Below are 21,379 nucleotides of genomic sequence, written 5' to 3'. Positions count from 1 at the left end.
TCCTCATTATAGCTATTGATAACGTTTAACTTCAAAGCGCATTATCTCTATATCTTCTTCTTGAGGAGCTAAGCCAGCCTTTCGTTTAGCAATTTCTAACTGCTTTTCTACACTGTCCACTCCATCTAAGCGCGGCAACAACAAACCTCTTTTTGAACCTTTTTTGATAATTACTCCGTATTTCTGAGGATCCAGTTCTTCTATATCTTCCACCTTTTCTGCTTCACCCAACACATCAACTGAATAAGTCAGTTCAGCTAATTCATTAGCATCAACCTTAGGAAAACGTGGATCCTTAAAAGCCGCGTTAAGAGCATTGCGGATTATCTCCTGAGCTACATTCTCTTCAGTTGCTTCAGTAGTACCAATACAGCCCCGCAGTTGACCATTCTTTTTAATAGATACAAAGACCCCAGCCTCTTTCTCCATTTCAGGAGTTAAGCTTTCAGGTGCTTCTATAATCTCCTTATTAAGCGCATACTCTTCTACAGTTTTACGGGCTAGTTTAACTAAAACACTTTCAGTAGCTCGCTGCTGCCTTAACTGTAGATTTTGTCCAGCTAAAAGCTGATCCAAAAGTTCTCTGCTTTCATCTCGTCCCGTTATCCGATAGCTGGCCACTGCATAACCTACCCCAAAGGGCCCTTCATAAGCAAGAAACTTATTATCTACTGCTAAACCATCTAAAGCTCCTAACATCATCACAATTGGCCTCAGGCCACATTCGCCAGCCTTTTCAATTAAGCTCTGCTCCAAATCGAAAATCTCAGCTACTTTATCTTCTTTTAAGATTTCAACTATTTTTTGATCGAACTCCTTTCCTTGGGGACTAAAACCAGCCGGCGCATCAGCAGTCAAACGATGAGAAAGATCACCACTAGCAATCAAAGCTATTCTATAGTCCCACTGTTCACTCAATAACTGAAGTATCTTACCAAACTTATAAAGTTCAGTATAAGGTAGCATTCCCATAGTAAGCGGTAATAATGGTACCTCCTTAACCCCTGCTTCTCTTAAATAATAAAGTGGCACTAACACTCCGTGATCTAACTTAGAACTAACATTAAACTTATTAGTACTTGCTTTATCGATTCTAGCTACAGTAATCTCTTCCTCTTTGGCAAAACGAACTATATCTTCAATAACATCTTCAGCTAAATCATAGCTAAGTTCCAAGTCAGGAAAACCAAACTGAGCAAAATCACCCTTCAGTTGCGAAATATTCAAAATACTGATTGCATCAGAAAATACCGGGCCATGAGGACTAATAGTAATTACTAAATCAGGCTCCACTTGAGCCACCTGCTTGGCAAAGCTTTGCATAGCTAACTGAGTATCCTGTATTTCCTTTAACCTTCGACCTCCAATTTCAGGTACCAATAGCGGAGGATGAGGACTCAAACCAGCAAACTTCAATCCACTCATCATATCAGCTCCCTTCATTTAAATATATTCTTTACTTAAAGCAGCTATTAAATTCTTACTTATTAGTTAATCAATCTCAAAATCTTTACAGAAAATAAAAAAGAAAGAGCAATCATACACACTCTTTCTTTAAACAATAAATAATTATCTTTTAGAAAACTGAGATGACTTACGCGCTTTCTTACGACCATACTTCTTCCGCTCTTTCATTCGCGGATCTCTAGTTAAGAAACCAGCCTTTTTCAGTACAGCCCGATAGTTCTCTTCTACCTCTAACAACGCTCTAGCTACACCAAGCCTGATAGCCTCTGCCTGTCCAGACAGACCGCCACCCTCTACACTAACTAATACATCAAACTCTCCTAAAGTCTCAGTAAGCTTTAGCGGCTGTTTAACAATCATCTGTGAAAAATCACGAGCAAAATATTCAGCTAAAGGTTTATCATTAACCACAACCTGACCATTACCAGGTCGTAATCTAACTCTGGCAGTAGCAGTCTTTCTTCTTCCAGTTCCTAAGTATTCAACCTGTGCCATATTATAATAGTCCTCCTTTCCTAAACACTAAATTTATAGTTCTAATTCTTGCGGCTGCTGAGCAGCATGTGGATGTTCAGCTTCCGCATAAACTTTTAATCTTTTCAGCATTCTACTACCTAACTTATTTTTAGGCAACATACCCTTAACAGCTATCTCAATTACCTTTTCCGGCTGCTTATCCAGTAATTCACCATAGCTAACAGACTTTAAACCACCTGGATATTCTGAATGTTGATGATGCATCTTCTGCTCCATTTTATTACCTGTTAACTTAACCTGAGCAGCATTAACTACAATTACAAAGTCACCTGTATCTACATGAGGAGTATAAGTCGGCTTATGTTTACCATTTAAAATAGTAGCAATTTTACTAGCTAATCTTCCTAAAGTTTTACCCTTAGCGTCAACTACAAACCATTCTCTCTCAACTTCTTCGGCTTTAGCCATATAAGTAGTCATTTTCAAGTATCCCTCCCTTATCAAAATTTAATATATATTAAATTACTCCGGGGCAGTTAATTACCATCTATAGTATTAAAAAACCTCACGGTTAATTTTATTATACTAGACTAAAAGTGTCAAGACCTTTTAGTACTTAACTTTAATTAAGCGCAAACCACAAGCTGGAGCAGTAGGGCCAGCTACAGTTCTATCCTTGGCGGCTAAAATCTCAACTAAGTTATCCTTATTTAATTTTCCTTGCCCAATTTCAATCAAAGTGCCTACTATATTTCTTACCATTTTATACAAAAAAGCATCACCTTCAATGCGGAATATCAGCTTAGAGTCTATCCCTTGAACTGTTAAGCTATTAATAGTTCTAACGGTAGTATTAGCTCCACAACCAGCAGCTTGAAAAGAAGTAAAATCATAAGTTCCAACTAAGTAATCAGCAGCTTCAACCAAATCTTTATAGTTTAGCTTTTTTTTAATATGATGTGTATAGTTGCGCTCAAAAACTGAAGGTAACCGTTGATTTAAAATATGATATTCATATATTTTTCCGGTAGCAAAATAACGAGCATGAAAGTCCCAGCTTACTTTTTCTACCTTTTTAATCAAAATATCGTCCGGTAAGACATTAGTCCAGGCAAAAGCAAACTTCTCGATTGGAATTGGAGATTCAGTTTTAAAGTTCACTACCTGAGCTAAAGCATGGACTCCACTATCAGTTCTACTAGCTCCAATTATCTCTAAATCTTCTCCTGTTAAGTCCGCTAAGCTAGTCTCTAAAACTTCCTGAATAGTTATTGCATTAGGCTGTCTTTGAAATCCGTGATAATTAGTGCCATCATACTCCACCAACGCCCTTAAGTTACGCATTATCTCCATCCACCTCAATAGCTTCTTACATTTCTTAACTTAAAATAACTATCGTTAATAAAAAAACAGTAACTAAAATACCTATTACATAGTCTTTAGCAGCTAGATGTAGTTCATTCATTCGAGTTCTACCTTTTCCACCTCGATAACAACGAGCCTCCATTGCCAGAGCTAAATCATCAGCTCTCCGAAAAGCACTTACAAAAAGTGGCACTAATAAAGGAATCAAACTTTTAGCCTTTTGAATCAAATTCCCACTTTCAAAATCAGCCCCTCTAGCCTTTTGAGCTTTCAAAATCTTTTCAGCCTCTGATAACAAAGTAGGAATAAATCTTAAGGCAATAGTCATCATCATAGCCAGTTCATGAGCCGGAACACCAACTTTTCTAAAAGGCTCTAATAACCTTTCCAAACCATCGGTAAGTTCCAAAGGAGAAGTAGTTAAGGTTAATAAAGAAGTAAAAGTAATTAGAAATATTAATCGAACTGCCATAAAAAGTCCTAAATTTAACCCCTCTTCTTCAATACTTAAAAATCTCCACTGCCAGAGCACCTCTCCACCTTTGGTTAAAAAAAGGTGAATAATCAAAGTAAAGCTAATAATAAATATTAAAGGCTTTAGACTTCTCAAAATATATCTAAACTCAATTTTAGCTAGCAAAGTACTAACTATAATAAAAATCCCCAAAAGAGAGTAAGCAATCAAGGTAGTACTAATAAATAAACTAATTACAAATAAGATCACTAATAAAATCTTAACTCTAGGATCTAGAGCATGGACTATAGAATTTCTATCCAAGTACTGACCTATCATAATATCATTTAACATAACTTTTGACCGCCCTCTCTAAAAGTAGATGCCGTCATTATCTTTCCTTTAGTTATTAGTAGCTTAACTTTTCAATATTCCGGGCTTTATTAATGTCTTAACGATTTCTTCCTTAATCTCTGCAACTTCAAATAAATCAGTTCTTAAATCATAGCCTCTTTCTTTTAAAGCAAACAACACCTTAGTTACCTCGGGAATGCTTAAACCTAACTCGATTAATCTTTGTTGTTCCTTAATCAGCTCTGCTGGAGTGCAATCGAAGATTAACTCACCTTGCTCTAACACTAAAATCCGATCAGCTAATTGAAAGACTTGCTCCATTCGATGAGAAATCAAAATAATAGTTAGGTTAAACTGTTTTTTGAACTTAACTATCTCTTCAATAACCTCATTTCTGGTTTTAGGATCTAAGCCAGCAGTAGGTTCATCTAAAATCAAAACTTCAGGTCGCATAGCCAATACTCCAGCAATTGCCACCCGTCTCTGCTGTCCACCACTTAATTTAAAAGGAGAACGCTCCTTAAATCTTTGATAATCTAAATTTACCGAAGCTAAAGTTTGTTTAACTCTCTCCTCTATCACCTGTTCACTTAAACCTAGATTTTTAGGACCAAAAGCTATATCATCATAAACAGTTTCCTCAAACAGCTGATGCTCAGGATACTGAAATACCAAACCCACTTGTTCTCTAATTGATTTTAAGTTTATTTCCTTAGCAGTTATATCCTCACCAGATATGTAAACCTGGCCAGCAGTAGGAGTAATCAAACCGTTCAAAAGTTGAACTAAGGTAGATTTCCCCGAACCAGTATGGCCAATTAAACCTATAAACTCGCCTCTCTCAATTTTAAAGCTGATATCATTCAAAACCATTTCTTCTTCTTGGCTATAACGATGGCAAACAGAATCTACTTCAATAAGCATAGCTCTTCCACCAACTCAGTTGAGGTAAATATATTAGTATCAATATCAAGCCCAGACTCACTTAACTGATAAGCCAGCTCCGTTATCTGCGGAATATCCAAGGCTAAATCTCTCAACTTATCCACCTTAGTAAATAGTTCTTTTGGAGTAGCTGCTAGTTCAACTTTGCCATCAGCAAAAACCAAAATTCGATCAGCATTAATTATCTCTTCCATAAAATGAGTGATATAGATAACTGTTAAACCTTCCTGGCGATTCAGATGTTCTACCGTCTCAACTACTTCTTGTCTGCCTTGAGGATCTAACATAGCAGTTGGTTCATCAAATACTAAGCAGTCCGGACGCATAGCAATAACTCCCGCAATAGCTACTCGCTGTTTTTGCCCACCAGATAACTTATGTGGGGCTGCTCTAGCAAAATCAGTCATCCCCACTAGTCTTAAGGCTTCATCAACCCGTTTTCTAATTTCTGCTGATGGAAGTCCTAAGTTTTCAGGACCAAAAGCTACATCTTCTTCTACTATATTAGCTACTAATTGATTATCAGGATTCTGAAAAACAATTCCTAACTGCTGTCTAAGCTGCCATAAGTCCTCTTGCTCAGTAGTAACTTTACCGCCAACTCGAACTTCACCTTGAGTAGGTAGTAAAATTCCATTTAATAGCTTAGCTAAAGTAGACTTACCAGAACCATTATGACCAACAATAGCTATAAACTCACCAGCAGTTATCTCTAAATCAATGTTTTCCAGAACCCAATCTTCATCTTCCTGCTCTTGATAGCGATAGTAAACATCCTTTAATTCTATTAAAGATTCCATATAACCATCCACCTTTAATTCACCTAAAAAACAATCCCTATAAAATTGGGCTACGGCCGAAAGTAATCTAGAGCGCTCGGCCGTAAATTAAATTACTTAATCTACTAACTCTAAAATAACCATTGGCGCTCCATCACCGCGGCGTGGCCCTAGCTTCAATCTTCTAGTATAACCACCTGGCCGCTCTTCAAATCTAGGTGCTACCTCATCAAAAAGTCTGGTTACAGCTGCTTTATCATTTAAAGTTTGCATTACTTTTTTACGGGCTTGTTGAGTATCATCTTTAGCAGTAGTAATTAACTTTTCAGCAGAACGCTGAACTTCCTTAGCTTTCGCTTCAGTAGTTTCAATTCTATCATTTTCAAAAAGTGCAATCATTAAGCTCCTTAATAAAGCTTTACGTTCAGCACTCTTTCGACTCAGCTTTCTCCGTCCCATACTATCCCTCCTTTACTTTATAGCTTTCTATTTATATTTCAGGCTGTTTTAATGAAAGCTCCAATTCCTCTAACTTATCTTTAATTTCCTGCAAAGACTTCTTTCCTAAATTTCTAACCTTCATTAGGTCATCCTCTGTTTTTTCTATCAGTTCTTCTACAGAATTGATTCCCGCTCTCTTTAAGCAATTAGAAGATCGAACTGAAAGATCTAACTCTTCAATTGTAGTCTCTAAGATCTTATCCTTCTCTTCTTCTTCTTTTTCTACCATAATATCTACATCAGTGATCTCTTCAGTTAAGTTAATAAAGAGATCTAAGTGCTCACCTAATACCTTAGCAGCTAAACTAATAGCTTCTTCAGGAGTCAAACTTCCATCGGTATTAACCTCTAAACTCAGTTTATCAAAGTCAGTTACCTGACCAACTCGAGTATCTTCTACATCAAAGTTAACCCTTTTTATAGGAGAAAACACTGAATCAACAGGAATTAATCCAATTATATGCTCTTCATCGCTCTTATTCTCTTCAGCTGAAACATAACCTCTTCCTTTTTCTACTGTTACCTCTAAGTTAAGCTCACCTTCGTCATTCAAAGTAGCAATATGAAGATCTGGATTTAAAACTTCCACATTACCGCTTACAGTGAAATCATCAGCAGTCACTTCCTTAGCTCCAGTAGCATTAATTCTTAACACTTCCGGCTCCTCATCTTCCATTCTAACTACTAATTCCTTCAAATTGAGAATAATATCTGTCACATCTTCTACTGCTCCAGGAACAGTAGAAAATTCATGTTCTACTCCCTCAATCTTAACTGAAGTAACGGCAGCTCCAGGTAAAGAAGATAACATAATCCTGCGCAAAGAATTACCTAAAGTAATTCCATATCCTCTTTCTAAAGGAGTGATAATAAATTTGCCATAGGTATCATCTGATTCAACTCTTTCAATCTTAGGTTTTTTAAACTCTATCATTAATTAAACCCTCCCTAATTAAAATGGAGAAATTACTACAGATCACTGAGGGTACTAAAGAGCTTCTCCAAGTCTCATTATCTAGAGTAAAACTCAACAATCAGCTGCTCGCGAATTGGTAAATCTATATCTTCTCTCAGCGGCTCACTCAGTACTTTACCAGTTCTTTTTTCTAAATTAACCTCTAACCATTCTGGAGTATTTTGTTGAGCACTAAACTCAATAATCTCCTTCATTCTAGTCATATCCTTACTGGATTCCTTAACTTCTATTACGTCACCTTCCTCGACTGAATAAGAAGGAATATCAACTCGATGTCCATTAACTAAAAAATGTCCATGGCGAACTAACTGCCTAGCTTCATTACGTGAAGCAGCAAAACCTAATCTATAAACTGTATTGTCCAGTCTTCTTTCCAATAATTTCAAAAATTCTTCTCCAGTAATTCCAGGTTGATTATCGGCCTTTGCAAAGTAATTTCTAAACTGCTTTTCTAAAACTCCATAGATTCGCTTTACCTTCTGCTTTTCTCTTAGCTGAACTCCAAACTCTGATAACTTTTGTCTTCCCTGACCGTGCTCACCTGGCACATAAGGACGACGTTCAACACCACACTTATCAGAGTAACATCTTTCACCTTTCAAAAATAACTTTTCGCCTTCTCTTCTACATTGACGACAAACTGCTCCTGTATATCTTGCCATTTATCAATTACACCTCCAAATTTCTTAAAAATATGATTTTCTATACTCTACGACGTTTCGGGGGCCGACATCCATTATGCGGAATAGGAGTTACATCCTTAATCAAATCAACTTCTAATCCCGTGGCCTGCAAGGCTCGAATAGCTGCTTCTCTTCCAGCTCCTGGGCCCTTAACATATACTTCTACCTGTTTCAAACCGTGCTCCATAGCCTCTTTAGCAGCATCTTCAGCAGCCATCTGCGCAGCATAAGGAGTACTCTTCCTAGTTCCTTCAAAACCCAAATTCCCAGCACTACACCAAGAAATAGCATTTCCTTTTAAGTCAGTTAAAGTCACAATAGTATTATTAAAGGTAGAGCGAATATGCGCCTGACCTTTTGTTACGTGCTTTTGCTTTTTCTTATTTTTACGACGTGCCATTAATATCCCTCCTTTTTAGTAGCTTATTTAGTTACCTACAGTTCGCTTAGGGCCTTTGCGAGTCCGAGCATTAGTTCTAGTTCGTTGCCCTCTTACCGGCAGACCTTTTCTGTGCCTTAGCCCTCGATAAGAACCAATATCCTTTAATCGCTTAATATCACTGCGAATCTCTCGTCGCAACTCACCTTCAACAGTATAATTTTCATCAATAATATTTCTTAATTTAGCAATCTCCTGCTCAGTTAAATCTCTAATTCTAGTATCAACATCAATTTCTGCTTCAGCTAAAATATCCTGAGCAGTTGAACGACCAATTCCGTATATATAAGTCAAACCAATCTCCACTCTCTTATTACGGGGCAAATCTACACCTTCAATACGAGCCATTCTTTTACACCTCCATTTTCTTTATAATTAACCCTGCCTCTGTTTATGCTTAGGATTTTCACAGATAACAAATACTCTACCCTTTCTTCGAACCACTTTACACTTATCACAAATAGGCTTAACCGACGGTCGAACCTTCATAACATACCCTCCTTAATCCAAACTAATTAATCATCAATCCACCAGCTTACGACTTATGTCGATAAGTAATTCGACCTCGACTTAAATCGTAAGGCGATAACTCAACTGTAACCTTATCACCTGGTAAAATTCTGATAAAGTTCATACGCATCTTTCCCGATACATGAGCCAAAACCTTATGACCGTTCTCCAACTCTACTCTAAACTTGGCATTAGGCAACGGTTCCACTACAGTACCTTCCACTTCAATAGGATCCTCTTTAGACATTAGGTAATCACACCTTCCTTAAATTTAATTCTAAACTACGCCTCAATGGATTATTATACCACCATTACCAAAAAAATATACTTTAAACCTGCGTTAAAATTTCCGGGCCCGACTCCAAAATTACAATAGTATGCTCAAAATGAGCCGATAACTGGCGATCTTTAGTAACCACAGTCCAGCCATCCTCTAAAGTCTCAACTTGATAGTCACCCATATTAACCATAGGCTCTATAGCCAAAGTCATCCCCGCTTTTAAACGAGGGCCTCGACCAGCTGCTCCAAAATTAGGTACTTGCGGTGGTTCATGCATCTCGCTACCAATTCCGTGACCAACAAACTTCCTCACTACAGAATAACCAGCAGCTTCGGCGTGACTTTGAACAGCATTGGAAATATCCGATAATCGATTACCAACTAAGGCCGCTTCAATCCCCTTAAATAAAGAATCCTCCGTTACTTTCAATAATCTTTGAGCTTGAGCAGAAATCTCACCAACGGCTAAAGTTCGAGCAGCATCTCCATAGTAACCATTCTTAATCACTCCAATATCAAGACCAACTATATCTCCTTCCTCTAAAGAACGAGAATCAGGAATTCCGTGTACTACTCCTTCATTAATTGCTACACAGACTGTGCTCGGAAAGCCTTGATATCCCTTAAAAGCAGGTTCAGCATCATTATTGAGTATAAACTCTTCGGCTAAACTATCAATTTGAGCTGTGGTAATTCCAGGTGCAATTCTCTCCTTCAAAAACTCATGAGTTTTAGCTACTATTCTGCCGGCCTGACGCATTAAGTCTATTTCTCGTTCCGATTTACAAACAATCATTAGCACAGCGCCTGCTTAATATTATTAAATACTTCCTCAAAACCGGCTTCGCCCTCAATTTCCTTTAGCAAGTTTAAGTCCTGATAGTAGCTAATTAAAGGTGAAGTCTGCTCTTTATAAACCGCTACTCTTTCCTTAATAGTTTCCGGCTGGTCATCTTCTCTTTGGTAGAGCTCAGCACCACAGCCATCACAAGCATTATCCTCTTCAGGAGGATTAAACTCAATATGATAGCTAGCTCCACATTCACAAACTCGCCTACCTGAAAGTCGCCTAACCACTTCTTCTTCGCTAACTTTGATATTTAAAACAGCATCTAACTCAATATCTAAGTCAGCTAAGATATCCTGTAAAGCATCAGCTTGAGCAATAGTTCGTGGAAATCCATCCAAAATAAAGCCTTTTTGACAGTCATCTTCAGCTAATCTCTCCCGAACTATGCCAATAGTAACCTCATCTGGAACTAACTTTCCTTGATCTATAAACTGCTTAGCTTTTTTACCTAAAGGCGTTTTATTTTTAATAGCACTTCTAAAAATATCGCCTGTAGCAATATGAGGAACCTCAAACTCCTCTACTAATTTAGCAGCCTGGGTACCCTTTCCAGCACCTGGAGGACCTACTAAAATAATATGCATTTATAAATACCTCCTTTAAAATCTTCCTACTCCATAAAGCCTTCATAATGACGCTGTAGGAGCTGAGTTTCAATCTGCTTCATAGTCTCTAAGGTTACTCCAATTACAATCAATAAGGCAGTTCCCCCAAACATAATCTCTACTCCTGTCAAAGGCATCATAAAGTCCGGTAAAATAGCAACAAAGGCTAAAAAGATAGCTCCAGCTAAAGTAATTCGAGTTAATATTTTATCTAAATATTCTGCTGTCGGCCGGCCCGGTCTTCTACCCGGTATAAACCCACCGTGCTTTTTTAAGTTTTCAGCCACATCTCGCGGATTAAACTGAATCGCTGTATAAAAATAAGTGAAAAAGATAATGGCCAAAGCATAGGTAACAGTATATAAAATAGAACCCGGACTTAATATTTCGGATATCCTTTGCGCAAAACCAAAAGGTAATACCCTAGCAATAGTAGCTGGGAATAACAAGACAGAGGAAGCAAAGATTACCGGCATTACTCCCGCTTGATTAACCTTCATTGGAATATGAGTACTCTGTCCTCCGTATACCTTACGACCAACCACTCTTTTAGAATACTGAACTGGAATCTTTCGTTCACCTTGTTGAATATAAACAATACCAGCTATAATCAGTACAGCAAATACTGCAAATACAATTACATTAAAGAAATTGATAGTTCCCGCGCGCAGCATAGTAAACATATTCGCTGCTCCTGAGGGAAAACGAGCTAGAATAGAAACAGAAATCAAGATAGAAATTCCATTTCCAATCCCCTTTTCATTAATCTGTTCTCCTACCCACATTAAAAAGGCAGTACCAGCAGTTAAAGTAATTATGATAGTAAACAGATTAAAAATACTGGGATTAGCAATCGCTCCCATATTATTAATCCAGAGCGTAATTCCAAAACCCTGAACTAAAGCTAGGCCAATAGTTCCGTATCTAGTATATTGAGCAATCTTTTTCTGTCCTTCTCTACCCTGTTGAGATAGCTCTTCTAACTTAGGAATTACCACTGTTAATAGCTGCATAATAATTGAAGCAGTAATATAAGGATTAATACTCATAGCAAAAATAGAGAATCTGCTTAAAGCTCCTCCAGCAAACATATCTAAAAATCCTAAAAGTCCTTCGCCTTCGAATAGCTCAGCTAAAGCAGCCGGATCTACTCCAGGCACTGGAATATGAGCTCCAACTCTATATACAGCTATCATAGCTAGCACAAACAATATCTTATTTCGTAATTCTTCAACTTTTAAAGAATTACTCAAAGCTGATAACATTTATTCATTCACCTCTATTTTTCCACCAGCAGCTTCAATCTTCTGCACTGCTGACTTAGTAAATCCATCTGCTTTTACTGTTAAGGCTACTTCTAATTCACCATAACCTAAGATTTTAACTCCATCCTTAACTTGCTTTATTAATCCAGCTTCGACTAATACCTCCGGAGTAACCTCGCTATCTTCTTCAAAGCGATTTAAGCTCTTAACATTAACTTCAGCGTATTCTTTCTTAAATCTATTATTATTAAAACCTCGTTTAGGAAAGCGCTTAAAATAAGGAGTCTGACCGCCTTCAAAGCCTAGTCTTACTCCTCCGCCACTACGAGCATTCTGTCCTTTTGTTCCCCGACCACAGGTCTTACCCTTACCAGAACCAATACCTCTACCTACTCGACTACGCTTCTTTTTGGCTCCTTCAGCCGGCTTTAGATCGTGTAACTTCATCAGCTTCACCTCCCTACAAATTTATAAGTTTCATTAATTTAGTAGCTCTTCTACTGACTTACCTCTTAGCTCAGCTACCTTCTCTACGTCTTTCATATCCTTTAATCCTTGTATCGTTGCGTTAACCATATTTAAAGGATTATCAGTGCCTAAGGACTTAGTCAAAATATCATTAATTCCAGCTAATTCCACTACAGCTCTAACAGCTCCCCCAGCAATTACTCCTGTACCTTCTGAGGCTGGCTTTAATAAAACTCTTCCTGCTCCAAAGACTCCTGTCATTTCATGAGGAACCGTTGTTCCTGATAAAGGCACCTTGATTAACTCCTTCTTAGCAGCATCTATCCCTTTCCGAATGGCTGCTGGGACTTCATTAGCCTTGCCAATTCCAGCTCCAACATGGCCATTTCCATCGCCAACTACTACTAAAGCGCTAAAGCTAAATCGTCTACCGCCTTTAACTACTTTAGACACCCGATTAATATTTACTACTCTTTCATCTAAATCCAATCCATCAGGATCAATCATACTATTCCTACTCATCTTTTTCCTCCTTCTCTAAAACTTTAACCCGTTCTCTCTAGCAGCTTCAGCTAAAGCCTTGATTCTACCATGGTAATTATTGCCACCTCGATCAAATACAACCTTCTCAATACCTGCTTCTAAAGCTCTCTCAGCAATTAGTTTACCTACTTCTTCCGCTGCTTCTACATTACCACCGTAATCAATCTGATCTCTAATTACAGAATCCTGAGTGGAAGCTGCCACTAAAGTCTCCCCAGCTAAATCATCAATTAGCTGAGCATAGATATTCTTTAAACTACGATATACATTTAAACGCGGCCTCCAAGGAGTTCCACTGATCTTATTTCGAATTCTCTGATGTCGCTTCTTTCTACCTGCACTCATACTAAGTCACTCCTTCCCTTGACAGTAATTCAAAAAGCTCAATTATTAGCCAGTCTTACCTTCTTTTCTTCTAATATGCTCATCAACATACTTGATTCCTTTAGCATTATAGGGCTCAGGCTCACGAATTGATCTAATATTAGCCGCTACCTCGCCTACCTTTTGTTTATCAATACCGCTTATTGTAATCTTATTATCCTCAACTTCCAAATCAATATCATCCTCTGATTCTATCAACACTGGATGAGAATAACCTACCTGCAACTCCAATTTTTTACCTTTCTTTTGGGCCCGATACCCAATCCCATTCAACTCCAGCTCTTTTTTAAAACCGTTAGTTACTCCTTCGATCATATTCACAACCAAGCTTCTACTTAAACCATGGATGGATCTATCCTGCTTAACATTAGTAGGTCTTTCAATTACAACAGCATTATCCTTCAACTGTACATCTAAACGTTCATTAATCTCTTCTTTTAACTCTCCTTTAGGCCCTTTAACAGTAACTAAGTTTCCGTCTATAGAAACTTCTACCTGTTCAGGAATTTCTACAGGATTATTACCTATTCGAGACATAATTACACCTCCTCTAAATTCAAATTACCAAACATAACAGAGAACTTCTCCACCAACACCCTGCTTTCTAGCTTCTTTGTCGGTTAGCACTCCGTAAGACGTAGAAATAATAGCAGTTCCTAAGCCGCCTAATACCTTAGGAATTTCATCCTTATTAGCATAAACTCGCAAGCCAGGCTTGCTGATTCTTTTCAAACCAGTAATTACTTTTTCTCCCTCAGGTCCGTACTTAAGATATAACTTTAGCAAACCTTGGCCATTATTTTCAATTCGTTCATAACCTCTAATAAATCCCTCTTTTTTTAATACTTTAGCAAGCTCTTCTTTTAAATTAGAAGCCGGAATTTCAACCTTATCTTTAGTAGCTACATTAGCATTTCTAGTCCGGGTCAACATATCAGCTATTGGATCAGTCATAGACATAAAATCAACCTCCCTTCTATACTAAATAATTACCAGCTAGCTTTCTTAACTCCTGGAAGTACGCCCTGATGAGCCAGCTCCCTAAAACAGATTCTACATAGTTCAAATTTGCGTAAAACACCTCGCACTCGACCACAACGACGACAACGAATCACTTCGCGAGTAGAATACTTAGGCTCTTTTTTAGCTTTTTCTACTTTAGCTTTTCTAGCCACTCTATTACCTCCTTTAAAATTGAGATTTATCGTAACTTAATTCTTAAAAGGCATCTTCATTAAAGCCAAAAGTTCCTTGGCCTCTTCATCACTTTCAGCACTAGTCACAATAGTAATATCCATTCCTAAAGTTCTATCTATTTTATCAACCTCTATTTCCGGAAAAACTACCTGGCTATCGAGTCCTATAGAATAGTTACCTCGACCATCAAAAGACTTAGTCGATAACCCTCTAAAGTCTCGTACTCGGGGTAGGGCTACATTGATCAACTTATATAGGAATTCATACATCTGTGCTCCGCGCAAAGTCACCTTGCAACCTACCGGCATTCCTTCCCGAATTTTGAAGTTAGCAATAGACTTTTTAGCTCTAGTAACTACTGGTCTTTGTCCAGTAATTTGTTCTAATTCTTCCACTGCCGTATCCAACAATTGAGCATCTTCAGCAGCATCACCAAGCCCCATATTAACAACTACCTTTTCCACTTTAGGAGCCTGCATTACACTCTGATAATCAAACTTTTCCATTAAAGAGTCAACAATGCTATCTTGATACTGCTCTTTTAATACCGCCATTAGCTCTCGTCCTCCTTTCTACAATCATTAATCCACAATCTCTCCACATTTTTTACAAACTCTAACCTTTTCTCCAGAATCTAAAAACTCTTTACCCGTTCTAGCACCTTGGTCACAGTGCTTACAGACTAACATTACATTTGAACTATCTATAGGAGCTTCTATCTCCATAATTCCGCCTTGTTGCATCTCTTGAGTAGGCTGTTGATGCTTATGCACCACGTTAATCCCCTCTACAACTACTCTGCCCTCTCTGGGCAAAGTCTTAAGAACTTTACCTCGTTTACCTCTATCTTTACCAGCAATAACTATTACTTGATCATCTTTTCTTACGTGCAACTTAGGAACAGTCAATCCTACTACCTCCTTCCAAAAAACTTATAAGTTACTTTTTAAACTACAGCACTTCAGGAGCTAAAGAAATAATCCGAGTAAACTTATTTTCCCGTAGTTCTCTAGAAACCGGGCCGAAAATTCTAGTTCCTTCAGGATTATTATTTTTATCCACAATTACGGCTGCATTTTCATCAAAGCTAATATAAGAACCATCGGCTCTCCTGTATTCTTTTTTAGTTCTGACCACAACCGCTCTAACAACTTCACCTTTATTTACCATTCCGTCTGGAATAGCTTCTTTAACGGTAGCTACAATAGTATCGCCAATGGAAGCATATCGTTTTTTGGAGCCACCTAAAACCTTAATACATAGTAGCTTTCTAGCTCCAGAATTATCAGCTACATTCAACGTTGACTCTACCTGAATCATTACTGCCTCCTCCTTTCTCGAACAGATCCTTTCTATTTAGCTTTACGTAGGATCTCCGTTACTCTCCACCGTTTCTGTTTACTAATAGGTCTAGTTTCAGTAATCTCTACTACATCGCCTTCGTTACATTCATTTTCTTCATCATGAGCTTTAAACCTAGAAGTTCGATTAATAACTCGCTTATACAGCTTGTGCTGCTGTTTACGTTCTACTTCAACTACTACCGTCTTATCCATCTTATCGCTAACTACTTTTCCTTTTCTAACCTTTTTTTCTTTTCCAGACACTCGATAATCCCTCCTTTTAGCAGATAATTCAAAATTAACCTTGAGCAATCCCTAAGTTACGTTCATGGAGAATAGTCTTAGCTCGAGCAATACTTCGCTTTACCTCTCGAATTCGAACTGGATTATCCAGTTGAGCCGTTGCATTTTGAAATCTTAAATTAAACAGCTCCTCTTTCAAATCATCTATTTTAAACTCCAACTCTTCCGAAGTCATTTCTCTTAATTCTTTAGCTTTCATCATTCTCACCATCCATTCCTTCTCGCTTAGCAAACTTAGTATTAATCGGCAGTTTATGAGAAGCTAAGCGCATTGCCTCTTTAGCTATTTCTTCTTCTACCCCGGCAACTTCAAACATCATTCTGCCCGGCTTAACTACAGCTACCCACTTTTCAGTAGCACCTTTTCCAGCTCCCATTCTAGTTTCAGCTGGTTGAGCAGTAACTGGTTTATCAGGAAAGATATTAACCCATACCTTACCTCCTCGCTTCAAATAACGAGTAATAGCTATTCTGGCTGCCTCAATCTGCCGGTTAGTAATCCAAGCCGGCTCCAAAGCCTGTAGTCCGTACTCACCAAAACTTACCGTGTTTCCTCGTTGGGCTTTTCCTTTCAATCTACCTCGATGTTGCTTTCTATGCTTAACCCGTTTCGGCATTAACATAATTTAGCCTCCCTTCGTCCAAATTACTCTGGTTTATCTTCTTCCTTAACTTCAGGTAAAATCTCTCCTTTATTAATCCAAACCTTAACTCCAATCTTACCGTAAGTGGTATAGGCCTCAGTAAAACCGTAATCGATATCAGCCCTTAAGGTATGAAGTGGTACACTTCCTTCATTATATCCTTCCTTACGAGCCATTTCAGCTCCGCCTAAACGACCACTACACTCAATCCTAAAACCCTCTACACCTTGCTGGCGCAAAGTACGATTCATTGCTTGCTTCATAGCTCTTCTAAAAGAAACTCTATTTTCTATCTGATTAGCTACACTTTCAGCCACTAGTTGAGCATTCTTTTCTGGATTTTTAACTTCAACTACATTGATCTGCACCTGCTTCTCGGTTAAATCCTGCAATTCATTACGCAAAGCATCAACCTCAGAACCACCTTTACCAATTACCATACCTGGTCTAGCTGTATGCACATCAACCTTTATTCTATCGGCAGCCCTCTCAATTACAATCCGGGCAATCCCAGCATTATACATTTTATCTTTAATATGATTTCTGATCTCTAAGTCTTCATGTAGCAGATCAGCATAATCATCTTTATCTGCATACCATTTTGCATCCCAATCCTTAATTACTCCAACTCTTAAACCGTGTGGATTTACTTTCTGTCCCACTAATTATCCCTCCTTCTTTTCTTTCACTTTAATAGTAATATGGCTAGTTCGTTTATTGATAGGGCTAGCCTGGCCCATAGCTCGCGGTCGAAATCTTTTCATTGTCGGCCCTTCATCAACATAGGCCTCTGATATATATAGTTCGTGGGGAATTAAGTCATGGTTATGCTCAGCATTAGCCACAGCAGAATTAAGTACTTTTTCTATAATTCCAGCTGCTTTTTTAGGTGTATGCCGTAAAATACCAGTAGCTTCCCCAACCTCTTTTCCTCTTACTAAGTCAATTACCTGTCTAGCCTTTCTAGGAGAAATACGTACTTCTTTAGCAATAGCTTTTGCTTCTTCCAACTTGCAAACCTCCTCTCTATCTACTTAAGAGCTGTTGATCTCTCAGTAAAACTTCCGTGTTCTCTAAAAATTCTTGTGGGAGCAAACTCTCCCAACTTATGTCCTACCATCTCTTCCTCAATATAAATAGGTACATGCTTTCTACCGTCATAAACCGCTATAGTATGCCCTACCATTTGCGGAAAGATAGTAGAACTTCTAGACCAAGTTCTAATTACCTCTTTTTCATTATCTTCATTTAATTCCTCAATCTTAGCTAGTAGTTTCTGATCTACAAAAGGTCCTTTCTTAACTGAACGACCCAAATTAGTTACCTCCTTTCAAAGTCTTACTTTTTAAAACCTATTTCTTCTTCTCATTCCGACGACGAATGATTAACTTATCAGACTTCTTGGGCTTGCGAGTCTTCTTACCAATAGTTCGCTGTCCCCAAGGAGTAACCGGATGTCTACCAGCTGCTTTCTTTCCTTCACCACCACCGTGAGGATGATCGTGAGGGTTCATAGCAGTACCACGCACACTAGGTCGACGCCCTAACCAACGACTACGTCCTGCTTTACCTAAAGCAATGTTTTCGTGTTCAATATTCCCTAATTGACCTACAGTAGCTCTACATTCTGCTCCAATCAGTCTCACTTCTCCGGAAGGTAACTGTACGTGAGCATAGTCCCCTTCTTTAGCCATTAACTGGGCCTGTGCTCCAGCAGAACGAACTAACTGACCGCCTTTACCAGGCTTTAATTCAACATTGTGAATTAAAGTTCCGATAGGCATATCTTTTAGTTGCATAGCATTTCCAGGCTTAATATCAGCTTCCGGGCCCGACATAATCTGATCTCCTACTTCAACTCCTTTAGGAGCTAAGATATATCGTTTCTCTCCGTCAGCATAATGTAATAAAGCAATTCTAGCTGAACGATTAGGATCATACTCAATAGTAGCTACCTTAGCCGGAACTCCATCCTTATCTCTCTTAAAATCAATAATTCTATATCTCCGCTTATGACCGCCGCCGCGATGTCTAACAGTAATTCGACCGTTAGCATTTCGACCGCCGCTCTTTTTTAGCGGAGCTAACAAAGACTTCTCAGGTTCACTCGTAGTAATCTCCTCAAAGGAGTCTACAGTCATATATCTTCTAGCCGGTGATGTCGGCTTAAAAGTCTTAATTGCCATCATATTTCCCTCCTTTTTCTCTCAAATTACATACCTTCAAAAATTTCGATTCTATCGCCTTCAGCCAACTTAACTCTAGCCTTTTTCCAGTCAGGTCTTCTTCCTTCGTGAACACCCATCCTTCTTTTCTTACCAGGCATTCGACAGGTAGTTACCTTCTCCACCTTTACATTAAAAAGCTCTTGTACTGCCTTTTTAATTTCTGGCTTATTAGCCTGTAAAGCAACCTTAAAAGTATAGCAGTTTTGATCTTCAATATCCTCCATAGCTCTTTCAGAGATATGAGGCTGGATAATTACATCCTCTGCATTCTTCATTATTAGCCCAGCACCTCCTCTACTTTCTTAAGCGCATCTTTAGTAATTATTAACTTTTCATTATTCAAAATATCGTATACATTAATAGCAGCAGCAACTAATACCTTAACTCCGGGGATATTCCGAGCCGACTTATAAAGATTTTCATCCTTATTAGCAGTTACAATTAAAACTTTTTTATCTTGAGCTTCTAAAGCTGCTAAAACATTAACCATATCTTTAGTCTTAGGAATATCAAACTCCAGTTTATCTACTACTAATAGTTCATCTTCCTCTACCTTAGCCGTCAAAGCCGATTTAACAGCTAACTTCTTAACTTTTTTAGGTATCTTTTTTCTATAACTTCTAGGTTTAGGGCCAAAAGTAGTTCCTCCACCTACCCAGATTGGAGAGCGGATACTACCGTGACGCGCTCGACCAGTTCCCTTCTGACGCCAAGGCTTACGCCCTCCACCTTTAACTTCAGCTCTAGTCTTAGTAGAGGCAGTTCCACGACGCTTAGCAGCTAATTGAGCAGTAACTGCTTCGTGAACTACGTGCTCGTTGATTTCAACCCCAAATATATCTGAATTTAGTTCTAAATCATCTATCTGTTTTCCTTCAGCATTATATAGTGATAATTCAGGCATTCTTTATCCTCCTTCCGTTCCAGTCCAAATTAGAATTCCTTCGCACCTTTAATAACCAATAATCCTTTTTTAGGCCCCGGGACAGCTCCCTTAACCGCTAGTATATTCTGTTCAGGATCAACTTTTATTACCTCTAAATTCTCAATAGTAACCTGTTCTCCACCCATACGACCAGGCATCTTCTTCCCTTTGAATACTCTAGCCGGATCAGTACCAGCACTAATGGCACCTGGCTTGCGAACATTTCTAGAGCCGTGACTTTTAGGGCCAGTAGTAAAGTTCCAGCGTTTAATAGTACCAGCAAAGCCTTTACCCTTAGAAGTTCCAGTTACATTAACCAGCTCTCCTTCAGTAAATATATCGGCCAAGACTTCATCTCCTACTTCATAGTCCTCTTGCTGACCATTTTTAAACTCTTTAATATATTTTTTAGGAGCAACACCATACTTTTCAAAATGTCCCTGCAAAGGCTTATTCAGTTTATGTTCATCAACTTCACCAAAGCCTAATTGAATAGCATTATAGCCATCGACCTCTTCAGTCTTTTTCTGTACCACTGAACAGGGCCCGGCTTTAATCACAGTTACCGGTATAGCATCTCCTTCATCATTAAAAATCTGAGTCATACCAACCTTTTTTCCTAGAATTCCTTTTGACATCTTTCTTACACCTCCTCATAATCCCATAAAATACCTCAAAATTTATAGCTTAATTTCAATATCTACACCGGCTGGTAAGTCCAAACGCATTAAAGAATCAACAGTTTTCGGTGTAGGTTGCACAATATCTATTAATCTCTTATGAGTTCTCATCTCAAACTGCTCCCGAGCATCCTTATGCACGTGCGGTGATCTAAGAACAGTAAACACTTCTTTTTTAGTCGGTAAAGGTACAGGGCCCGAAACATCAGCTCCAGTTCTCTTAGCAGTCTCCACAATCTTAGTAGCCGATTTATCTAAAACCTGATGTTCATAGGCCTTTAGGCGAATTCTAATTTTCTCTTTGGCTTGAGCCATATTTCCCACCTCCATTACAAAAAATATTAGCCAGAAAAAAAGAAGAGGAGAACAGAATTAAGCTCCTCATTCTCTTTTCTAACTCCAGTTTTCTAAGCGCTACTACTCAATAATTTCAGTAATAACTCCTGCTCCTACAGTCTTACCACCTTCACGAATAGCAAAACGTAGTCCTTCTTCCATCGCTATTGGAGTTATTAGCTTCACTTCCATCTCAATATTATCTCCCGGCATTACCATCTCTACTCCCTCTGGCAGCTCAATATCTCCTGTTACATCTGTAGTTCTGAAGTAAAACTGCGGTCTATATCCATCAAAGAAAGGAGTATGTCTTCCTCCTTCGTCTTTGCTCAGTACATAAACCTCAGCGTTAAACTTTGTATGAGGCGTTATTGAACC

Annotated in this window: 38 protein-coding genes; all 38 read right to left on the bottom strand. The window is 38.4% G+C overall.

Annotated features, from left to right (window positions below):
• Window positions 1–12: 12 nt before the first annotated feature.
• Window positions 13–1,425, bottom strand: a complete 1,413-nt coding sequence (amrA, locus tag MWH30_RS04825) for an AmmeMemoRadiSam system protein A (RefSeq protein ID WP_248662925.1) — start codon at window positions 1,423–1,425, stop codon at window positions 13–15.
• 144 nt (window positions 1,426–1,569) lie between these two features.
• Window positions 1,570–1,962, bottom strand: coding sequence for a 30S ribosomal protein S9 (rpsI, locus tag MWH30_RS04820; protein ID WP_248662924.1), 393 nt, complete (start codon window positions 1,960–1,962; stop codon window positions 1,570–1,572).
• A 33-nt stretch (window positions 1,963–1,995) separates the two neighbouring features.
• Window positions 1,996–2,424 (bottom strand): 50S ribosomal protein L13, encoded by a 429-nt coding sequence (gene rplM / locus MWH30_RS04815; RefSeq protein ID WP_248662923.1) that lies wholly within the window; start codon window positions 2,422–2,424, stop codon window positions 1,996–1,998.
• A 129-nt stretch (window positions 2,425–2,553) separates the two neighbouring features.
• Window positions 2,554–3,288 carry a tRNA pseudouridine(38-40) synthase TruA gene (gene truA, locus MWH30_RS04810; RefSeq protein WP_248662922.1) on the bottom strand — a complete coding sequence of 245 codons (735 nt, stop codon included), beginning with the start codon at window positions 3,286–3,288 and terminating at the stop codon, window positions 2,554–2,556.
• Window positions 3,289–3,322: 34 nt separating this feature from the next.
• Window positions 3,323–4,117: an energy-coupling factor transporter transmembrane component T family protein gene (locus MWH30_RS04805; protein ID WP_248662921.1), complete on the bottom strand. Its 795-nt coding sequence runs from the start codon at window positions 4,115–4,117 to the stop codon at window positions 3,323–3,325.
• Window positions 4,118–4,180: 63 nt separating this feature from the next.
• The gene (locus tag MWH30_RS04800) at window positions 4,181–5,041 is read right to left on the bottom strand and encodes an energy-coupling factor transporter ATPase (protein WP_248662920.1); all 861 of its coding nucleotides are present in this window, start codon (window positions 5,039–5,041) and stop codon (window positions 4,181–4,183) included.
• Window positions 5,026–5,862: an energy-coupling factor transporter ATPase gene (locus tag MWH30_RS04795; RefSeq protein WP_248662919.1), complete on the bottom strand. Its 837-nt coding sequence runs from the start codon at window positions 5,860–5,862 to the stop codon at window positions 5,026–5,028. Before MWH30_RS04795 ends, MWH30_RS04800 begins: the two co-directional genes overlap by 16 nt.
• A gap of 96 nt (window positions 5,863–5,958) precedes the next feature.
• Window positions 5,959–6,300 (bottom strand): 50S ribosomal protein L17, encoded by a 342-nt coding sequence (rplQ, locus tag MWH30_RS04790; protein ID WP_248662918.1) that lies wholly within the window; start codon window positions 6,298–6,300, stop codon window positions 5,959–5,961.
• Window positions 6,301–6,331: 31 nt separating this feature from the next.
• Window positions 6,332–7,276, bottom strand: a complete 945-nt coding sequence (locus MWH30_RS04785; protein ID WP_248662917.1) for a DNA-directed RNA polymerase subunit alpha — start codon at window positions 7,274–7,276, stop codon at window positions 6,332–6,334.
• Window positions 7,277–7,353: 77 nt separating this feature from the next.
• Window positions 7,354–7,980: a 30S ribosomal protein S4 gene (gene rpsD / locus MWH30_RS04780; RefSeq protein ID WP_248662916.1), complete on the bottom strand. Its 627-nt coding sequence runs from the start codon at window positions 7,978–7,980 to the stop codon at window positions 7,354–7,356.
• A gap of 40 nt (window positions 7,981–8,020) precedes the next feature.
• Window positions 8,021–8,401 carry a 30S ribosomal protein S11 gene (gene rpsK / locus MWH30_RS04775; RefSeq protein ID WP_248662915.1) on the bottom strand — a complete coding sequence of 127 codons (381 nt, stop codon included), beginning with the start codon at window positions 8,399–8,401 and terminating at the stop codon, window positions 8,021–8,023.
• A 27-nt stretch (window positions 8,402–8,428) separates the two neighbouring features.
• Complete coding sequence (rpsM, locus tag MWH30_RS04770) at window positions 8,429–8,788, bottom strand: 30S ribosomal protein S13 (protein WP_248662914.1); 360 nt, start codon at window positions 8,786–8,788, stop codon at window positions 8,429–8,431.
• A gap of 27 nt (window positions 8,789–8,815) precedes the next feature.
• Window positions 8,816–8,929, bottom strand: coding sequence for a 50S ribosomal protein L36 (rpmJ, locus tag MWH30_RS04765; protein ID WP_248662913.1), 114 nt, complete (start codon window positions 8,927–8,929; stop codon window positions 8,816–8,818).
• A 46-nt stretch (window positions 8,930–8,975) separates the two neighbouring features.
• Entirely contained in the window at window positions 8,976–9,197 is a 222-nt protein-coding gene (gene infA, locus MWH30_RS04760) for a translation initiation factor IF-1 (protein WP_248662912.1), read from the bottom strand.
• Between the two features lie 82 nt (window positions 9,198–9,279).
• Window positions 9,280–10,026, bottom strand: a complete 747-nt coding sequence (gene map / locus MWH30_RS04755) for a type I methionyl aminopeptidase (protein WP_248662911.1) — start codon at window positions 10,024–10,026, stop codon at window positions 9,280–9,282.
• Complete coding sequence (locus MWH30_RS04750; protein ID WP_248662910.1) at window positions 10,026–10,664, bottom strand: adenylate kinase; 639 nt, start codon at window positions 10,662–10,664, stop codon at window positions 10,026–10,028. The genes map and MWH30_RS04750 overlap by 1 nt, the downstream gene beginning before the upstream one ends.
• 26 nt (window positions 10,665–10,690) lie before the next feature.
• Entirely contained in the window at window positions 10,691–11,950 is a 1,260-nt protein-coding gene (gene secY / locus MWH30_RS04745; RefSeq protein ID WP_248662909.1) for a preprotein translocase subunit SecY, read from the bottom strand.
• Window positions 11,951–12,397, bottom strand: coding sequence for a 50S ribosomal protein L15 (gene rplO / locus MWH30_RS04740; RefSeq protein ID WP_248662908.1), 447 nt, complete (start codon window positions 12,395–12,397; stop codon window positions 11,951–11,953).
• Window positions 12,398–12,430: 33 nt separating this feature from the next.
• A complete protein-coding gene (rpsE, locus tag MWH30_RS04735; RefSeq protein WP_282706195.1) occupies window positions 12,431–12,940 on the bottom strand; it encodes a 30S ribosomal protein S5 in 510 nt (169 codons plus the stop codon).
• A 15-nt stretch (window positions 12,941–12,955) separates the two neighbouring features.
• Window positions 12,956–13,306 (bottom strand): 50S ribosomal protein L18, encoded by a 351-nt coding sequence (gene rplR, locus MWH30_RS04730; protein ID WP_248662907.1) that lies wholly within the window; start codon window positions 13,304–13,306, stop codon window positions 12,956–12,958.
• A 45-nt stretch (window positions 13,307–13,351) separates the two neighbouring features.
• Window positions 13,352–13,882, bottom strand: a complete 531-nt coding sequence (rplF, locus tag MWH30_RS04725) for a 50S ribosomal protein L6 (protein WP_248662906.1) — start codon at window positions 13,880–13,882, stop codon at window positions 13,352–13,354.
• A gap of 24 nt (window positions 13,883–13,906) precedes the next feature.
• Window positions 13,907–14,305 carry a 30S ribosomal protein S8 gene (rpsH, locus tag MWH30_RS04720; RefSeq protein ID WP_248662905.1) on the bottom strand — a complete coding sequence of 133 codons (399 nt, stop codon included), beginning with the start codon at window positions 14,303–14,305 and terminating at the stop codon, window positions 13,907–13,909.
• Window positions 14,306–14,334: 29 nt separating this feature from the next.
• Window positions 14,335–14,520 carry a type Z 30S ribosomal protein S14 gene (locus MWH30_RS04715; protein WP_248662904.1) on the bottom strand — a complete coding sequence of 62 codons (186 nt, stop codon included), beginning with the start codon at window positions 14,518–14,520 and terminating at the stop codon, window positions 14,335–14,337.
• Window positions 14,521–14,556: 36 nt separating this feature from the next.
• Window positions 14,557–15,096 (bottom strand): 50S ribosomal protein L5, encoded by a 540-nt coding sequence (rplE, locus tag MWH30_RS04710; RefSeq protein ID WP_248662903.1) that lies wholly within the window; start codon window positions 15,094–15,096, stop codon window positions 14,557–14,559.
• Between the two features lie 27 nt (window positions 15,097–15,123).
• Entirely contained in the window at window positions 15,124–15,450 is a 327-nt protein-coding gene (gene rplX / locus MWH30_RS04705) for a 50S ribosomal protein L24 (protein ID WP_372494131.1), read from the bottom strand.
• 43 nt (window positions 15,451–15,493) lie between these two features.
• On the bottom strand, window positions 15,494–15,862 hold the full coding sequence (gene rplN / locus MWH30_RS04700) for a 50S ribosomal protein L14 (RefSeq protein ID WP_248662902.1): 369 nt from the start codon (window positions 15,860–15,862) through the stop codon (window positions 15,494–15,496).
• A gap of 32 nt (window positions 15,863–15,894) precedes the next feature.
• Window positions 15,895–16,149 (bottom strand): 30S ribosomal protein S17, encoded by a 255-nt coding sequence (rpsQ, locus tag MWH30_RS04695; protein WP_308221599.1) that lies wholly within the window; start codon window positions 16,147–16,149, stop codon window positions 15,895–15,897.
• A 34-nt stretch (window positions 16,150–16,183) separates the two neighbouring features.
• Entirely contained in the window at window positions 16,184–16,387 is a 204-nt protein-coding gene (gene rpmC, locus MWH30_RS04690; protein ID WP_248662901.1) for a 50S ribosomal protein L29, read from the bottom strand.
• Window positions 16,377–16,811 carry a 50S ribosomal protein L16 gene (rplP, locus tag MWH30_RS04685; RefSeq protein ID WP_248662900.1) on the bottom strand — a complete coding sequence of 145 codons (435 nt, stop codon included), beginning with the start codon at window positions 16,809–16,811 and terminating at the stop codon, window positions 16,377–16,379. The genes rpmC and rplP overlap by 11 nt, the downstream gene beginning before the upstream one ends.
• 23 nt (window positions 16,812–16,834) lie before the next feature.
• The gene (gene rpsC / locus MWH30_RS04680; protein WP_248662899.1) at window positions 16,835–17,494 is read right to left on the bottom strand and encodes a 30S ribosomal protein S3; all 660 of its coding nucleotides are present in this window, start codon (window positions 17,492–17,494) and stop codon (window positions 16,835–16,837) included.
• Between the two features lie 3 nt (window positions 17,495–17,497).
• Window positions 17,498–17,842: a 50S ribosomal protein L22 gene (gene rplV, locus MWH30_RS04675; RefSeq protein ID WP_248662898.1), complete on the bottom strand. Its 345-nt coding sequence runs from the start codon at window positions 17,840–17,842 to the stop codon at window positions 17,498–17,500.
• Between the two features lie 20 nt (window positions 17,843–17,862).
• Entirely contained in the window at window positions 17,863–18,147 is a 285-nt protein-coding gene (gene rpsS / locus MWH30_RS04670) for a 30S ribosomal protein S19 (protein WP_248662897.1), read from the bottom strand.
• A gap of 37 nt (window positions 18,148–18,184) precedes the next feature.
• A complete protein-coding gene (gene rplB / locus MWH30_RS04665) occupies window positions 18,185–19,018 on the bottom strand; it encodes a 50S ribosomal protein L2 (RefSeq protein WP_248662896.1) in 834 nt (277 codons plus the stop codon).
• 26 nt (window positions 19,019–19,044) lie between these two features.
• Window positions 19,045–19,335, bottom strand: coding sequence for a 50S ribosomal protein L23 (rplW, locus tag MWH30_RS04660; RefSeq protein ID WP_248662895.1), 291 nt, complete (start codon window positions 19,333–19,335; stop codon window positions 19,045–19,047).
• Between the two features lie 2 nt (window positions 19,336–19,337).
• Window positions 19,338–19,964 carry a 50S ribosomal protein L4 gene (gene rplD / locus MWH30_RS04655; RefSeq protein ID WP_248662894.1) on the bottom strand — a complete coding sequence of 209 codons (627 nt, stop codon included), beginning with the start codon at window positions 19,962–19,964 and terminating at the stop codon, window positions 19,338–19,340.
• A gap of 29 nt (window positions 19,965–19,993) precedes the next feature.
• Window positions 19,994–20,623, bottom strand: a complete 630-nt coding sequence (rplC, locus tag MWH30_RS04650) for a 50S ribosomal protein L3 (protein WP_248662893.1) — start codon at window positions 20,621–20,623, stop codon at window positions 19,994–19,996.
• 42 nt (window positions 20,624–20,665) lie between these two features.
• Window positions 20,666–20,980: a 30S ribosomal protein S10 gene (rpsJ, locus tag MWH30_RS04645; protein WP_248662892.1), complete on the bottom strand. Its 315-nt coding sequence runs from the start codon at window positions 20,978–20,980 to the stop codon at window positions 20,666–20,668.
• A gap of 102 nt (window positions 20,981–21,082) precedes the next feature.
• A partial coding sequence (locus tag MWH30_RS04640; RefSeq protein ID WP_504925959.1) for an EF-Tu C-terminal domain-related protein occupies window positions 21,083–21,379 on the bottom strand: 297 nt, incomplete at its 5' end.

Origin of the sequence: Fuchsiella alkaliacetigena (assembly GCF_023227765.1) — a bacterium.
Taxonomy (GTDB): domain Bacteria; phylum Bacillota; class Halanaerobiia; order Halobacteroidales; family Acetohalobiaceae; genus Fuchsiella; species Fuchsiella alkaliacetigena.
The sequence above is the reverse complement of the archived record's forward strand: the minus strand, read 5'-3'. Positions and strand labels throughout refer to the sequence as shown.

Excerpts from the sequence above, each read along its gene's own strand:
- MWH30_RS04795 (WP_248662919.1), bottom strand. The coding sequence starts at position 5,862 with ATGGAATCTTTAATAGAATTAAAGGATGTTTACTATCGCTATCAAGAG.
- map (WP_248662911.1), bottom strand. The coding sequence starts at position 10,026 with ATGATTGTTTGTAAATCGGAACGAGAAATAGACTTAATGCGTCAGGCC.
- rplP (WP_248662900.1), bottom strand. The coding sequence starts at position 16,811 with ATGTTAATGCCGAAACGGGTTAAGCATAGAAAGCAACATCGAGGTAGA.
- truA (WP_248662922.1), bottom strand. The coding sequence starts at position 3,288 with ATGCGTAACTTAAGGGCGTTGGTGGAGTATGATGGCACTAATTATCAC.
- rpsM (WP_248662914.1), bottom strand. The coding sequence starts at position 8,788 with ATGGCTCGTATTGAAGGTGTAGATTTGCCCCGTAATAAGAGAGTGGAG.
- rplR (WP_248662907.1), bottom strand. The coding sequence starts at position 13,306 with ATGAGTGCAGGTAGAAAGAAGCGACATCAGAGAATTCGAAATAAGATC.
- infA (WP_248662912.1), bottom strand. The coding sequence starts at position 9,197 with ATGTCTAAAGAGGATCCTATTGAAGTGGAAGGTACTGTAGTGGAACCG.
- rpsE (WP_282706195.1), bottom strand. The coding sequence starts at position 12,940 with ATGAGTAGGAATAGTATGATTGATCCTGATGGATTGGATTTAGATGAA.
- rpsD (WP_248662916.1), bottom strand. The coding sequence starts at position 7,980 with ATGGCAAGATATACAGGAGCAGTTTGTCGTCAATGTAGAAGAGAAGGC.
- rplB (WP_248662896.1), bottom strand. The coding sequence starts at position 19,018 with ATGGCAATTAAGACTTTTAAGCCGACATCACCGGCTAGAAGATATATG.
- rplM (WP_248662923.1), bottom strand. The coding sequence starts at position 2,424 with ATGACTACTTATATGGCTAAAGCCGAAGAAGTTGAGAGAGAATGGTTT.
- rplC (WP_248662893.1), bottom strand. The coding sequence starts at position 20,623 with ATGTCAAAAGGAATTCTAGGAAAAAAGGTTGGTATGACTCAGATTTTT.
- MWH30_RS04750 (WP_248662910.1), bottom strand. The coding sequence starts at position 10,664 with ATGCATATTATTTTAGTAGGTCCTCCAGGTGCTGGAAAGGGTACCCAG.
- rplW (WP_248662895.1), bottom strand. The coding sequence starts at position 19,335 with ATGAAGAATGCAGAGGATGTAATTATCCAGCCTCATATCTCTGAAAGA.
- MWH30_RS04785 (WP_248662917.1), bottom strand. The coding sequence starts at position 7,276 with ATGATAGAGTTTAAAAAACCTAAGATTGAAAGAGTTGAATCAGATGAT.
- rplO (WP_248662908.1), bottom strand. The coding sequence starts at position 12,397 with ATGAAGTTACACGATCTAAAGCCGGCTGAAGGAGCCAAAAAGAAGCGT.
- rpmJ (WP_248662913.1), bottom strand. The coding sequence starts at position 8,929 with ATGAAGGTTCGACCGTCGGTTAAGCCTATTTGTGATAAGTGTAAAGTG.
- rplE (WP_248662903.1), bottom strand. The coding sequence starts at position 15,096 with ATGGCGGTATTAAAAGAGCAGTATCAAGATAGCATTGTTGACTCTTTA.
- rplF (WP_248662906.1), bottom strand. The coding sequence starts at position 13,882 with ATGTCTCGAATAGGTAATAATCCTGTAGAAATTCCTGAACAGGTAGAA.
- rpsJ (WP_248662892.1), bottom strand. The coding sequence starts at position 20,980 with ATGGCTCAAGCCAAAGAGAAAATTAGAATTCGCCTAAAGGCCTATGAA.
- rplD (WP_248662894.1), bottom strand. The coding sequence starts at position 19,964 with ATGCCTGAATTATCACTATATAATGCTGAAGGAAAACAGATAGATGAT.
- rpsI (WP_248662924.1), bottom strand. The coding sequence starts at position 1,962 with ATGGCACAGGTTGAATACTTAGGAACTGGAAGAAGAAAGACTGCTACT.
- rpsH (WP_248662905.1), bottom strand. The coding sequence starts at position 14,305 with ATGTCTATGACTGATCCAATAGCTGATATGTTGACCCGGACTAGAAAT.
- MWH30_RS04805 (WP_248662921.1), bottom strand. The coding sequence starts at position 4,117 with ATGTTAAATGATATTATGATAGGTCAGTACTTGGATAGAAATTCTATA.
- amrA (WP_248662925.1), bottom strand. The coding sequence starts at position 1,425 with ATGAGTGGATTGAAGTTTGCTGGTTTGAGTCCTCATCCTCCGCTATTG.
- rplN (WP_248662902.1), bottom strand. The coding sequence starts at position 15,862 with ATGATTCAGGTAGAGTCAACGTTGAATGTAGCTGATAATTCTGGAGCT.
- MWH30_RS04800 (WP_248662920.1), bottom strand. The coding sequence starts at position 5,041 with ATGCTTATTGAAGTAGATTCTGTTTGCCATCGTTATAGCCAAGAAGAA.
- rpmC (WP_248662901.1), bottom strand. The coding sequence starts at position 16,387 with ATGAAAGCTAAAGAATTAAGAGAAATGACTTCGGAAGAGTTGGAGTTT.
- rpsK (WP_248662915.1), bottom strand. The coding sequence starts at position 8,401 with ATGGCACGTCGTAAAAATAAGAAAAAGCAAAAGCACGTAACAAAAGGT.
- rplQ (WP_248662918.1), bottom strand. The coding sequence starts at position 6,300 with ATGGGACGGAGAAAGCTGAGTCGAAAGAGTGCTGAACGTAAAGCTTTA.
- secY (WP_248662909.1), bottom strand. The coding sequence starts at position 11,950 with ATGTTATCAGCTTTGAGTAATTCTTTAAAAGTTGAAGAATTACGAAAT.